This window comes from Erwinia sp. HDF1-3R (assembly GCF_039621855.1).
GTDB lineage: Bacteria > Pseudomonadota > Gammaproteobacteria > Enterobacterales > Enterobacteriaceae > Erwinia.
On record NZ_CP155071.1, the window covers coordinates 722,939 to 736,836 of the forward strand.

10 protein-coding genes and 2 pseudogenes are annotated in these 13,898 nt (G+C 49.4%); 5 read left to right on the forward strand and 7 right to left on the reverse strand.

All coding sequences use genetic code 11. From position 1 onward, the window contains the following. Window position 1 precedes the first annotated feature (1 nt). Window positions 2-1,444, reverse strand: a complete 1,443-nt coding sequence (treB, locus tag AAGR22_RS03255) for a PTS trehalose transporter subunit IIBC (RefSeq protein WP_067703919.1) — start codon at window positions 1,442-1,444, stop codon at window positions 2-4. A 178-nt stretch (window positions 1,445-1,622) separates the two neighbouring features. Next, the gene (gene treR / locus AAGR22_RS03260; protein WP_067703916.1) at window positions 1,623-2,588 is read right to left on the reverse strand and encodes a trehalose operon repressor TreR; all 966 of its coding nucleotides are present in this window, start codon (window positions 2,586-2,588) and stop codon (window positions 1,623-1,625) included. Window positions 2,589-2,723: 135 nt separating this feature from the next. On the opposite strand from treR, the gene AAGR22_RS03265 reads away from it, so the two are divergent. Beyond that, on the forward strand, window positions 2,724-3,848 hold the full coding sequence (locus AAGR22_RS03265; RefSeq protein WP_345830253.1) for an AI-2E family transporter: 1,125 nt from the start codon (window positions 2,724-2,726) through the stop codon (window positions 3,846-3,848). An 85-nt stretch (window positions 3,849-3,933) separates the two neighbouring features. Here AAGR22_RS03265 and AAGR22_RS03270 read toward each other — a convergent pair whose 3' ends face one another. From AAGR22_RS03270 to AAGR22_RS03280, 3 genes are all read right to left on the reverse strand, one after another. After that, entirely contained in the window at window positions 3,934-4,911 is a 978-nt protein-coding gene (locus AAGR22_RS03270; RefSeq protein ID WP_231877594.1) for an alpha/beta hydrolase, read from the reverse strand. A 388-nt stretch (window positions 4,912-5,299) separates the two neighbouring features. After that, complete coding sequence (locus AAGR22_RS03275; protein WP_345830254.1) at window positions 5,300-5,740, reverse strand: hypothetical protein; 441 nt, start codon at window positions 5,738-5,740, stop codon at window positions 5,300-5,302. A gap of 238 nt (window positions 5,741-5,978) precedes the next feature. Continuing rightward, window positions 5,979-6,122 (reverse strand): hypothetical protein, encoded by a 144-nt coding sequence (locus tag AAGR22_RS03280; protein WP_197473298.1) that lies wholly within the window; start codon window positions 6,120-6,122, stop codon window positions 5,979-5,981. A gap of 650 nt (window positions 6,123-6,772) precedes the next feature. On the opposite strand from AAGR22_RS03280, the gene AAGR22_RS03285 reads away from it, so the two are divergent. The 4 genes and pseudogenes from AAGR22_RS03285 to AAGR22_RS03300 form a co-directional block, all read left to right on the forward strand. Further along, window positions 6,773-7,588, forward strand: coding sequence for an RNase A-like domain-containing protein (locus AAGR22_RS03285; protein ID WP_345830256.1), 816 nt, complete (start codon window positions 6,773-6,775; stop codon window positions 7,586-7,588). Window positions 7,589-7,595: 7 nt separating this feature from the next. Next, the gene (locus AAGR22_RS03290) at window positions 7,596-7,934 is read left to right on the forward strand and encodes a contact-dependent growth inhibition system immunity protein (protein ID WP_345830258.1); all 339 of its coding nucleotides are present in this window, start codon (window positions 7,596-7,598) and stop codon (window positions 7,932-7,934) included. A 187-nt stretch (window positions 7,935-8,121) separates the two neighbouring features. Continuing rightward, window positions 8,122-9,230, forward strand: a pseudogene (locus AAGR22_RS03295) (IS3 family transposase). Window positions 9,231-9,244: 14 nt separating this feature from the next. Then, window positions 9,245-9,517, forward strand: a pseudogene (locus AAGR22_RS03300) (transposase); the annotation flags it as partial. 25 nt (window positions 9,518-9,542) lie between these two features. Here AAGR22_RS03300 and AAGR22_RS03305 read toward each other — a convergent pair. Together AAGR22_RS03305 and AAGR22_RS03310 are read right to left on the reverse strand one after the other, a co-directional pair. Continuing rightward, window positions 9,543-9,722: a hypothetical protein gene (locus AAGR22_RS03305; protein WP_345830260.1), complete on the reverse strand. Its 180-nt coding sequence runs from the start codon at window positions 9,720-9,722 to the stop codon at window positions 9,543-9,545. 42 nt (window positions 9,723-9,764) lie between these two features. Beyond that, the gene (locus AAGR22_RS03310) at window positions 9,765-13,616 is read right to left on the reverse strand and encodes a hypothetical protein (RefSeq protein WP_345830262.1); all 3,852 of its coding nucleotides are present in this window, start codon (window positions 13,614-13,616) and stop codon (window positions 9,765-9,767) included. Window positions 13,617-13,898 lie beyond the last annotated feature (282 nt).

Consider the following 13,898-nt stretch of genomic DNA (forward strand, 5'->3'; position numbering starts at 1 on the left):
TTTAGAGAGTCGAAGGTTGCTCGTTATCTTCCAAGGGCATCCTGGCCTTAATAACCTGTCGTTTATGCAACAGCAGGGTCAGCAGGACAGGGACCACCAGGGCAACCAGCATGGCGAGTGAAAAGACGGGCCAGAATTGCGGCTTAATAGAGAGGATTCCCGGCAGGCCCCCGACGCCAATGCCGTTGGCCGTCACGCCATACAGCCCGCAAATCAGCGCGGCAAGCGCAGAGCCAATCATGGCGGAGAGCATGGGGAAGCGATATTTCATATTGATGCCATACATCGCAGGTTCGGTCACCCCGAGGAAGGCGGAGATGGCGGCAGGCACTGAGACTTCCCGTTCACTTTTCTTTTTACCGACCAGGATGATGCCCACGACGGCGGCACCCTGAGCAATATTGGAGAGGGCGATAAGCGGCCAGAGCGGCGTACCGCCGGTGCTTTGGATCATCTGCATATCAATCGCCAGCGTGGTCTGATGTACGCCAGTGATCACCAGCGGCGCGTAGAGGAAGCCAAACAGGGCTGCGCCTACGGGTGCAAAGCTGCCGGTCATTACGCCCTTCACTGCCCAGGCCACGCCATCGCCGATCATTCGGCCAAAGGGGCCAATCAGAGAGTGCGCCAGGAACACCGCCAGTATCAGCGAAATCACCGGGACAAAGACCAGATAGAGGTAAGCCGGGATCAGCTTCTTAAGACGATTTTCAATCAGCGCCAGCGCGATACCGGCCAGCATAGAAGGAATAACCTGGGCCTGGTAGCCGACCTTTTCGATGGTGAACCAGCCCAGATGCCAGACGTCAGGGATCTGCTGGCCCAGCCCGTAGGAGTTCATTAGCTGGGGGGAAACCAGGGTAATGCCCAGCACGATCCCGAGGATTTCTGTGCCGCCCATCTTTTTCACCGTTGACCAGCATACGGCAACCGGCAGGAACATAAATATCGCCTCGCCCGGCAGCCACAGAAGATCGTACATCGCCTGCCAGAAGGGGGAGATCTGCGCCAGCGTTTTGCCGTCTGACAGCGGGATATCGCCAATGATGTTACGGAAGCCAAGTATCAGGCCACCGCTGATGAGGGCGGGGAGCAGCGGGAAGAAGATCTCAGCAAAGTGGGAGATCCCCCGCTCAAGGGCGGTCATATTCTGGCGGGCGGCATTTTTCGTCTCTTCTTTACTCCCCTCGTTTTTTTCCGCCTGGGTAATCAAAGCCGCATAGTAGTCGCCCACCTCGGTACCGATCACCACCTGGAACTGGCCTGCGGAGGTAAAGCAGCCCTTGACCATACTCAACTGTTCTATCTTTGTGGGTTCCGCCTTCATCGGGTCGTGAAGAACGAAACGTAAACGGGTAATACAGTGGCTTACCTTAGCAATATTGCTGGCTCCGCCGACCAGCGCGATCAGGCGCTCTACGTCCTTATGCAATTCCATGCTCATGTTGTGTCCTTACAGAAAAAGGTCAATCAGCGGTACGCAAACCGTCGCTCCGCTGAGGTGTGCAGAGAATAACGGGATAATCGGGATTTGTATGGGAACGTTCCCATATCTGTGCAGCATCTCGCAAAATTTCTTATAAGCCTGCCAAAGAGGGACGCTTAACGCTTTGGTAGAGCGGTCAGGGGACGAGTGGGGCAGAAATAAGCCTGGCGGGCAGGGTGATCTGCTGATGTGGCCCGCTGCCCGACAGCTGCGCAATCAGCTGTTTTGCCGCGGCTTCTCCGCTGCTGCTGTAGCCCAGGCTAACAAACAGGGTGGCGGGATAAAGGAAGTGTAAAAGGGGATTGGTGCCGATGCAGCACACCTGCACGGCGTTGGGCTGCACCTGTTGCAGATATTTTTGCACGCCCAGAGTGATGGTATCGGACGCGCAAATCACCGCCTGCGTCTGTGGGGTGAGTACCTGGGGTAACAGGTCGTAACCGCTTTGATAGCCCAAATCACCCAGCGCCAGCGAAGGCAGCAGCTTATGCGCCTGGCACACTGCACGGTAGGCGTCGGACCGCTGTTTGCCGGTGGTGGTGTCCTCGGGCGTCACGCCAATAAAGCTGATATGGCGCAGCTGTCTCTTGATCAGTTCGTCCATCAGCAGAGCCACGGCGCCGGCATCGTCGTAGCAAACGGATGACAGGCCAGGCATTGGGCGGGCCATCATCACCAGCTTGTCCTGCCATGGCGTCAACATCTCACTTCCTAACCCGGTAAAGCCAAACAGCACGACGCCATCAATATTACGCTGCGCCAGCACCTGAAGATGCTCCTCAACCCGGGCCGGGTTGAACTGGCTTTCCAGCACGATAGGGTCGTACCCCTGCTGATAAAACAGCGGTAGCATCGATCTGACCGCCTGATTTTCAGACGGGGAGTCCAGCCTTGAAACGATAATCGCGACGACCTTATCGCTCAGGCTACGCAGCGATCGCGCGGATTTCGACGGATGAAAGTTATGCTGTTCAATCACCTGGAGAATTCTGGCGCGCGTATCAGGATTCACGCCGCTTTCATTATTAATTACGCGGGAAACGGTCGATTTACCGACGCCGCTCAGGCGCGCGATATCTTTTATGGTCAGGCGATTTTGCATAGTGGGCGCTAAAGGGGCGTCGCGACGTGGCGTCAGATATCGTTACGATACCATAAATTAGTTTTGTTACGCTGTTGCAAAAGCAGGCTGCCGTTCTATGATTCGGGGGCAAAATTGCGCTTCAGAGGGATTGTTATGAGATTTAAAGGCCTGACGAAAGGATTTTTTATTGTAATTCTTTTTATTGTGACGGTAGCGTTTCTGGATATCCTGGGGCCTTACTACTCATCCGTATTATGGGCGGCCATTCTGGCGATTATTTTCCATCCGTTGAAAACCCGGTTGCGTAAGCTTATCGGTGAGAAGAATGGGCTGGCCTCATTCTTAACCCTGTTGATTATCTGTTTAATCGTTTTCACCCCGCTGGTGGTTCTCGCGTCCTCCATGGCGATTGAATTCAACGTGGTCTATACCAAACTTCAGCACAACAACACGCAGCTGCCGACCGTTCTTGCGGATATCATGCAGCATCTTCCCGCCTGGGCAGGTAATTTCCTGGCGGAACATCATCTGGATACGGCGGCCAGCATCCAGCAGAAGCTTTCGCAGTTTGCGCTGCAGGGGAGCCAGTATCTGGCGGGCAGCGTTTTCCTGATAGGCAAGAGCACCTTCGGCTTTACGATAGGCTTCGGCATCATGCTCTATCTGCTGTTTTTCCTGCTAAAGGATGGTTCCTATCTGGTGAACCTGATCCTCGAAGCGCTGCCGCTTTCGAAGTATGCGAAGCATCATCTGTTTATGAAATTTGCTGCCGTATCGCGCGCGACGGTAAAGGGTACGGTGGTGGTAGCCGTCGTGCAGGGGGCGCTGGGTGGCCTGGCATTCTACTTTACCGGCATTGAAGGCAGCCTGCTGTGGGGCGCGCTTATTGCGCTGCTTTCACTGATACCGGCCGTGGGTTCAGCAATAATCTGGGTGCCTGCCGCCGTCTATTTCTTTGCCTCCGGCATGCTCTGGCAGGGCCTTTTCCTGGTCGGATTCTTTGTGGTGGTGATTGGGCTGGTTGATAATATTCTTCGCCCGCTGCTGGTCGGCAAGGATACCAAAATGCCGGACTACCTGATTCTGATCGCCACGCTGGGCGGGATGGAAGTTTACGGCATCAATGGCTTCGTCATTGGCCCGCTTATCGCCGCGATGTTTATTGCCTGCTGGAACCTGCTTTCCGGTCGCGATAATCAGGCGAATAGCGATGAGATCGATGAAGATTTCATCGAAGAAGGTCAGAATCACGCCGATGCGGCGGAAGAAGCGAAGTAACGTCCGGATCATGTCGTCGGATGAGCCACTGCCGAATCAACAATCGGCAGTGGCGTATTAAGGCGAGGGTATCGCCAGCTAAGGCTTACTTAAGATGTTCCTTAAGCAGTAAACCCGCCTGATCCAGCGCGACCTGAACCTCTGGCACGGTAGCCACGGCGTTCAGCAGGCCGTAATCATGGATCATACCGTTATAGCGAACCTGCACCACATCCACACCGGCAGCATTCAGCTTGCGGGCGTAGGCTTCACCTTCATCGCGTAGAACATCATTTTCAGCCGTCTGAACCAGTGCCGGAGGCAGCCCCTTAAGCTGGTCATCAGAGGCCCGCAGCGGCGAAGCGTAAATCTCTGCGCGCTGGCTGGCGCTGGTGGTGTAGTTATCCCAGAACCATTTCATCATATTGCGGGTCAGGAAGCGGCCTTCAGCGAACTGCTTGTAGGAGGCGGTATCAAATTTAGCATCCGTAACCGGCCAGAACAGCACCTGGTAGCGCAGCTTCGGCGTACCTTTATCTTTAGCCATCAGGCTGACCACCGTCGCCATATTACCGCCAACGCTGTTACCGGCAACGGCCAGGCGGCTGCCGTCTACGTCGATATCGGCACCCTGTTCAGCAACCCATTTTGTCGCCGCGTAAGCCTGATTGATGGCAACCGGATAGTGTGCTTCCGGGCTTGGCGTGTAGTTAACGAACACCGCAACGGCACCTGAAGAGACGACCAGATCTCTGACCATACGCTGATGAGTGGGGTAGTCACCCAGCACCCAGCCACCGCCGTGGAAGAACATAAACGCCGGTAGCGTACCTTTAACGTTTTCCGGCCGGACGATGGTTAATTCAAGAGGTTTTCCATCGACCTGAATGGTCTTGTTCGATACCGTCACCCCGGACAAATCCACCTTGACGCCCGACTGTGCGCCGGACAGCACCGCACGTGCATCCTTAGGCGAGAGCTGTTCGATAGGTTTTCCGTTGCCGCTGTTCAGTGCGTTAACAAATGTCTGGACACCCTTATCCAGATGCGGGTCGGTTTGTGAAGCAGCGTAAGCAGAGCCCATCGAAAGTATTAAACTGCCGCTAAGTAAATAACGAGCCAGTGGTTTCATATTCCATCCTCAGATTATCAAAAAAAATCAATGATTGGCGAAGTGGGTAGCCATTAAAAATAAGTGCCATTTAAGAATAGAAGAAATGAGAAAATATGCCTGTATCGATTAAGATGATGATAAATAGGTTTTTTTATGCAATAGCGATGGGGGTAAGTTGTTTTTTTGTTGCGGACAGGGATTATTTACCCGTGGTTAATTCGAGTTTAGGTTAACTATTAGGGCGATTTTTGTTCAGGGTTTGCGGGAAAGTCTTTTACCTGCTTCTTGCCCATCAGGTACTTCGCTGAAACCTGAAGGGCGTTACGCTTAGTGGCATCACCGGCCGGACGATCTCCGCTTAGTTATTGATACCGGTGATCAGCACCCAGGTGGTTTTACAGGCACTGTCCGGGCACACGCCGCTAAACCACAGCTGGCCCCCATCCCCAACCATAACGCCGAGATCCCGGGCGAAGAGATCCTCATATTTCTGGCGGGTTATCGCCCGGGAATAAACCGGCGTGAAAATAACGTCGTAATGCTTTTTAAAATCGCTGGCCGTGCGGATACGCGTTTTCTTCCCTTTAACGGAAACGGTAATAGGATAAGACACCATCGAGGCAAGCCTGTCTTTATCCTTATGCGCCACTGATGTCTGCAACCGATCGAAAAAGGCGTGATAAGGCTGATGCGCCCCGAACAGAGAGTCCAGCCGGTGATCCATATCCTCGACCGTTGCTGACATCGCGGTACTGATGCTTAAGGCAGAAATTAGCAAAGTTATAATCTTAGCGTTCATCGAGTTTCTCACTTAAGGACGGGGTGGCAGGTTAAGGTATTATCGCCGTGATGACAGTCAGAAGTGATTGTGCACGTGCGCTGGAGCGGGGTAAAGGCTTTGGTGCGGCCAGGGGACAATGCGGGCGCAGGAGTGATGGAGGATAGGGTGAGGATGATGAGAGCCTGTGAGAGCGGGTTTCATTGGTTGTCAGCATGATCGTTTAGCAGAAAAGCCGCATCTTTTGATGCGGCTTTTTTTATTTCTTATTCTGCTGGTTTGGATTCATTTGCTTTCCTCTATTTCCCTGAGCCTGGTCATGTTGTTTATTTGTCCCGTCAGATCCTTTGTTGGGGTTGGGGATATTGGATGAGTTGTCCTGGGGTTTGATTTTTTTGGTCATAATGAAAGGCTCCTTGGATAATATTAAAAAACCAGATTTTCTGGAGTGTGTTAAATATTGATTTTACAATGCCACATAATGGCGGCTCTGAAAACACCCTGTCCCGATATAAAAAGTGATCTCTGATACAAATCGAAATTTTGCTATATAGCAGAATCACATCATGCATCATCATTGATGAGTCCTTTTCATGGAATTCGCTTAAGAAAACTAAATCTGTACCTGTTGCAAATTTCACCGTTGGTATATTAATTTTTTCAGAAAAATCAGATGAAGGGTTATACGACTAACCTGCACAGGAAAACGGTAAGTTAAGGCGAGACCTTGAATAACCGGCTGTCTACTCAGGCAGTGTAAGCGTCCCGCTAAAATGGTCCATTCACTTTTAGAGAGCTTCCGACATACTGATTATCTCCCCTGAGAAGATCGTTATGCGTAAGATCCGATTCACTGAACACCAGATCATCGCTGTACTGAAATCAGTCGAAGCTGGCAGGATTTTGGGGTAGGGTCAGGCAGCGTGAACCTTATTTTTTCTGCCGGGGTTTTTACGTTCTTATAACGGCGTTAGTTGCAGAGATGGAGCATTGACCACACCAGGCGGGAAGAATAGCCTTAGCGAATATCTTATCTTGTTAAAGGGAATTAATATGAATGATGAAGAGGGCGTATCAATAGCCATTTCACCCGTGCAAATGGCAGCAATATTGCACAGAAAAACGGTGAGTGAAGGCGAGACCTGGAGTAATCGCCTTTGGGGCGGTCTGGGTTTAGTCGGTGGCGTAGTTGAATCATTTGGCGCTGGCGCGCTTTGCGTGGTGCCTGAGCCAACAATGCTGTCAAAAGCGGGATGCGTGGTCGTAGGGGCGCACAGCCTTGATACCATCAGGACATCTTTAAACCAGGTGATTAGCGGGCGTGAGTCGCAAACCGCGACAGCGCAACTGGCAAAGTTAGCTGCCGAACAGCTTGGAGCCGATAGCGCAACGGCATATAAAGTCGGCGTTACGGTTGACCTGCTGGTTCCGCTTGCGTTTGCCAGCGCCGCAGGTGCGGCACGAGTTGCATCGGTGTATTCAGGTCGGATTAGGCTGGCGGAGCATGAAGGCGGGGCGCTGGGGCATACAATTGCGCGTCACGTTGGTCTGACTTCAGAACAAATGATAGCTCGCCTCACTGCGCCAAGAGCACCAATTCGTGTCAGTAGCTTCTACAGTGTTAAGCAAGCCGAATTGGTAATATCTGAACTGATGTCAGTAAAGCGGTCACAATTAGGAAGCGCGTTAAAATACATGCGACCAGAAGCAAAACTTCCCCTTGAGCATACTTTTTCATTTCCAGTCGGAACATATATCGATAGGGGGACTACGACCCTCAGAAAGGCTTACACCGTGAGGGTGGTTGTAAGAGCCAGACAATATGGCGATAAGATTTATTATATTCTAACCGCCTACCCGGGACCATGAGGAACATATGAATACCGACTCCAGTAAACCCTGCGAACTTGACACAGTAGTCATCGTTTATTTTGGTCAGGATTGCGATCTTATCGATGAGGATATGGATTTTAATAATCTCTTCAACGATTATCTCGAAACTTCCACACCCTTTAATCTACGTATGTTGTTAGCCAATTTGACCGAAATTGAAGAGCAATCAGACGGATATGACGTCCTTTTAAACCGCTACAGAGGCGAATTCGCACCAGACCGATGGGATCTTTCCCCACAGGAATGGGTAAAGCTCATTAAGCAGAAAACCATAGAAAAACTGCATAAAGAAGGTCATTCCTCTGAGTTGTCGCACTTCTAAAGCCATCTCATCACCCATAGCGAGCCATGCATGCAACTGGTGCATGGTTTTGCATGCGTGGATCCCCCGTATAGATCTTTTCCAATGCCAGCTCTGGCGCAGTTCCGGTAGGTTTGCAGCCCCCCTGAATTTAGTCTTGCCGCGTAATGGAGTTCTCTGGTTAAAATACAACCAACGGAGGCTCATCATGAAGAAAGCGCGTTTCACTGAAACTCAGATCCTGCGGGTTCTGAAAGAAGTTGAAGGGGGTCGGCATGTGAAGGATGTTTGTCGCGAAAACGGTGTGTCGGTGGCCAGCTATTACAACTGGAAATCTGAATACGGCGGCATGGAGTCCTCTGATATCAAACGAATGAAAGAGCTGGAAGAAGAGAATCGCCGATTAAAGCAGATGTACGCATCCCTGAGCTTAGATCATGAAATTCTTAAGGATGTTGTGTCAAAAAAACTTTAACGGTGCCTGGCAGGCGTGAACTGGTGCATTACGTTATGACGGAACATCAGGCCAGCGAACGACGCGGGTGCCGGATTATCGGTATCAGTCGAAGCCTGTTGCATTATTGCCCGAACACAGCACGGGACCTGCCTGTGATCGAGGCACTATAAAAACTGGCGCATCAGTATCCGGCCTATGGTTTTGGACTTAAGTTCAAAAAGTTACGCCAGGCAGGATTACTGTGGAATGCAAAACGGGTTTACCGGATCTATCGATTGTTAAAACTCAACTTTCGGCGCAAAGGACAAAAACGCTTACCGAGCAGGCATCCACAGCCGTTGGTTATTCCACGTAAAATGAACCACTGTTGGTCAGTTGATTTTATGAGTGATGCCTTGAGCGAGGGGCGGCGATTCAGGTTATTTAACGTAGTTGATGACTTTAACCGGGAAGCACTGGCAATCGAAGTTGGCTTGAATATACCGGCTCATCGTGTTGTACGCATCCTGGAGCGATTAAGTACAGAACGAGGCTATCCGGCTTTTATCCGAAGTGATAATGGGCCAGAATTCACTGGCGCCGCCTTAGGTGAATGGGCAGAGATGCACGGCGTGATACTCGATTTTATTCAGCCCGGTAGGCCCATGCAGAACGGATTTATTGAGCGATTTAATAAAACACTACGAACAGAAATACTTGATATGTATCTGTTCAGAACGTTGTCAGAAGTCCGCGTGCTAACAGAAGAATGGCGTACAGAATATAACGAAGAACGCCCGCATAGCTCACTGGGTGATATACCACCTGTTATCTATGCGAGGGGAAAACTGGCCGGAGATCCTCATTGGCGATGGTACTAAAAACCGGAGGGACTACACACTGGGAAAATCTCAATACGTTTTACAATTATCCACCGGATATCCGCAAAGCTATTTACACCACAAACGCCATCGAATCTTTGAACAGCGTGATCCCTCAGGCGATAAAGAAACGCAAGGTGTTCCCGACGGATGACTCGGTGCGTAAAGTCATTTATCTGGCAATCAAGGATGCTTCAAAAAAATGGAATATGCCGATCCGAAACTGGCGGCTGGCGATGAGTCGCTTTATTATCGATTTCGGTGACCGCCTGAGCGATCACCTTTAATGCGATGGCAGTTACACAGAATTATTTACAGGGTCCGTTTCTTTTTAAAATAGGCTCTGACTTTTTTATCTTTTTCCCATGCAGCAGGATGCATGGTTATACCACATCCCCAGCATACGTAACCTTCAGTATCAACGCTCTCAAGCAACCAAAGATCCTCTGCCTCCACAATCTCACGGGTACGTTTATCACGTGCAGATTCCATTACTTTCTCCTTATCGCAGAACGTTTGTATAGCTTTTAGCCTTTATTCAAACCGCTGTTCCCTTTCACTATCTTCCCGTTGTTCGCGTTCTTTTTGGCGCTCCACCCACTGTATCATTTTTTCGCAAACTACTTTGGTAGCCTCGGCAATATCAGTGCGTTCGTGTTTAATCAATGTATTTAGAGTCCTTGATCTAGCTTGCATTATGTTCGCAAGGCTACCAGTCCAGGATGATGGAGTAATGCGCTCAGCAAAAGACTCCAGAACAGCTAGTGGCTCAGGGGACGCCTCTAGAAGTTTTAAAGCCGTTTCGTGTATGGTCAGTGCGCTCTGCTCAACATTTTTTGACCAAAGATTGACTCCACCAGCTACAACGGGCCAGACAAAGGGATCATTTCTGGCGTGGCACCATGCAATTAGAACGCTTGTATTTATCTTTGCTAGGGGATAGGTACGTAAGCCACCACGTCCAATAAAGAATTGTCTTCTTTGCCGCTGTTCCTCAGTACCTTCAAAAATGCGATTGAGAAATGCTTCTGACATCGATGCAGCAGTTGTAGCTATAGTTTTATGAAATCCAGACACATATCCATAATGTTCATCAATGACGCTGAATATTGTGTCCAACCACTCTATTTTTTTCGCTTCATTACCATCGAAACGCAACGCAGCATCGATAACTTGTTCCATGTGATAATCAATTGTCCCCCCTTGGTCTCTGTCGCTGTTTTGAATCCTCTGGATGGCTGCAGCGAGACCGATTAATCGAAAGTCTGCACCAAGCGTATCTGTAGATTCATCTTTACCATGAAGCTTCATGGATAGTGCATCCAAAATAACATCGTCGCCGCTAACTTTATTTAGGAGGCGCTTAGCAAGATCAAGTAAACGGACTCTCGGTAAATTGGCGTATTGGTCTCGCCAGAGAATTGGCTCATACATGAAAAGGGGAATGTCTGGATCATCCAAATGCTTCATGCAGCGATCCAAATCAGTTACCGTAAATGTCCCCCAAGGATGCAAGCCAACCAATACCTGTCGAAGTTCAGGATGCTGCGCACATTGGTCGAGAAACTTCTGTGCTAATGATGGATCGACAGAGTCAACTTCTCCGATGAACCCCCCAATAACTCCAAAGTCTTTGTTAGCATCTGGCTGTTTTTCAATTTGTTCAACAAGTCGCTGCCAGCCAATACGTAGATCATGTGCCCCTCGAGCAAGTCCTCGACCAAAGACAGCACGATAAGGCATTCCACCGATGGAGAACAGATCTGCTCCTAACTCCTCAAGTACATGATTTGATAAGGCAAAGTTTTGTCCCAATTGAAGTGCTTTAGCTTCAAGTCGTTTTCCGGCTGCGGTATATTTATCGGAGTCCTCATGATCAAAATCCGCATCCAGTGCCCAATAATCATGATTTGTACTCAACACGTATGTCTTTATTGTTGGAATTAACGCAATGGGCTCCAACTCCTTCTCTAAGGCAGCAAGATTATCCGGCAACGGCTCAACATCATCTCCATTGCTACGCTTGGTATAGTCAAAATAGACCGTTGAACGAACGGCTTTCCAACCTTCCCCCCAAGGACTTAAAGCATTTAAGGTACGGGCAGCATCGACGAGTTTGTCTCGCATTGCTTCTTGAAACCAAATTCCCCTGAATTTGTCAGCTAGGATTGATCTTGCACGCCTTTCAAGCTCAGGATCTCCGGATGCCGCTAATTGGATAATGACGTCAATAAAGGCGCTGCGCCATTCGACAAGTTCATCATAGTTGGGTTCGTATCCATAGTCTCTTGGTCGAGCTCCAAACTCACCAACTCCAAACCCTGACCACGGTGGGCCATCTAGGGCAGTTGACAGCATCTTGAAGCCCAAAGATCTACGCGTAATAATACTTGATGCAATACATTCGTTCATTAAAGCAATACGCTGGCTTAGGGATGCATGAGTACCAGACAGATACGCCTGGAAAAACCGTGGGACCATGTTTCGAGCAGAATCCAGGTTATTATTATCGGCTTCGTCCTCTGCCATTTGAATAAGAAGCCTGGCGCATCGTTCAAAGGCGTTCGGTTCGTATGCCATCATTTGTAAAAGACGCAGAATACTTCGTCGCTGCGGATTGCAGCCCGTTTCCATACCTTTGAAATCAGATGATGAGAGTACGGCCTCAATTCTGTTGAGCAATGCTTCAGGTGCCACCGGTCCGATATACCCAAGTATTCGTAACGAAATATCATTTAACTCGGCTATTCTTCCTAACATCCCTTTAGGCTGAAGCCAGGCTTCTACAATTTCTTTCGCAACAGGATGGTCATGCAACAACCCCAAGCGATGCGAAAAAGACATTAATAAACGCTCACAATCGGGAGCTTCAAAAGTCGCCTTAAGTTGATGAACGGGAATACTGTCGAGTGCGGATGCTGCCAATCTGTTAGCAATGGCATGAGGTAAGATAGCTCTCCAGTGAGATCTTTTCTGGACGATATGACGTTCCATCAGCTTCGTAACGGCTTTAAATAACTGGGTTCTGGAATACCCAAAGAGCGCCCCTAATATTTCCAGTTCATCGGTAGCAGCATCTGGACTAGATACCGAGAATGAATACACCAGTGACAATATTTCAGCTTGCTCCCGTAAATTACCATCAGGATGATTACGCTGTTCAAACAAGCGATTAAACAACTGCGCATCAGAAAGTAGAGCCAAACTCTCGCCTTCCTCCCCTCTCTCAGCTATAGCCAAAGCAACTCTTGCATTCCCATCTGCAAACTCAGCAATACGACGGGCATTATTGTGACCAATAGAAGGGAAGCGACGGATAAGAAGTTGCTCTGCCACCTCTGGACCATCTGTCTCAATAAGGATGACCTCAGTTGTCTGTGGTTTGTCATCCCTTATGTCGTACTCGATTGTGATGAGGCTTACTTCTTTTCCTGCGGCTGATACCTTGCTGGCAAGCGAAGCATGGAGTTCTGATGGACAATTATCAAGGATCATAATTGCTCGTCGGTCCTCAGCGATCAGCTTATCAAGCATTGCTGTAGCCGACGGTTCTGGCTCAGAGCCAGTATCAACATAAATAGCTACTGTCCGGTCAAGCGCATCTGTTCCAACAGTTTCATCAAAGAGCGCCTGAACGATCCGAGTCTTCCCGACACCAGATAATCCTGTAATACGAACCGCCTTATTCGTCGAACGGATAAGTTCTCTCATTGGGCTAATTGCTTCATCAATTTTGAGTTTTTGCCCCTTTCCCGACGGTAAAGTAATGGTTACACCTGGGGCTGAGATTAAAGTGTCTGTAACACCTTGTGGCGGATTGCTCCAAGCTCCGTAGGGTTGCCAGCCGGAATACCCTTGCCCAAGCTTCCCTTTTACCCACAGCATGACTGATGGATGTTGGCGCAGCCATTGAATGAGTTTGGAACGGTCGTAGAACTCAACATGAAGATTGCTTTTGTTAGGATCATCTTTTACTGCATCCCTCATCGCATTAAGACGATCTCTCTTTCCAGACGGAGAGCAATCATCCCCCAAGCTGACAATGATGTAGCTGCCTTGCTTTCTGGCTTGTTCAGAGATTATCGATGAAAGCTCTCTGCCGGTGCCCATTTCCTTCTCGATTGCAGCCTTTGGCATCTTATGTTTCTTTGCCTGAAACACCGTATCAGGTCTTACAAGAAAACCAGCTTTCAGTTGATCAACTGGAACCTGAACATGGATATCAACTCCTCCGTCAGGAGCTGTGATTGACCCCGACCAATTTACACACGCTGGGCTAAGACCATGCATTGCCACTTCAGCTTCCGCAAGCCGGGCAATCAGCTCTTCTAGCTGAGAATCGGAGAGCCGAAGTAATTCGTCCTTTTCAATGTCAAAGATTGCCACGCCTTCACCTTAGTAAAAAATTTCTATCATGGTTCTTACACTATGGGCACTGATTCGTCCGCCCCGCACTCTTTAGAGCAAGCAAGCTCTGTTTAAGTTTTTTTGCTTTACCAGGACGGAATCTGGCCAATAAATGAACCTGCCCCAATGTTTGTGCATAAGGGCACTTATCGAACTCGATAATTTCGCCCCTGTGACCTGCCCCCAGGATTTGATACAAATGTCAGTTAGTAATGTCGGTTGGTTGACCCGCTCCCCGTATGTGATCCATTCATAATCAGG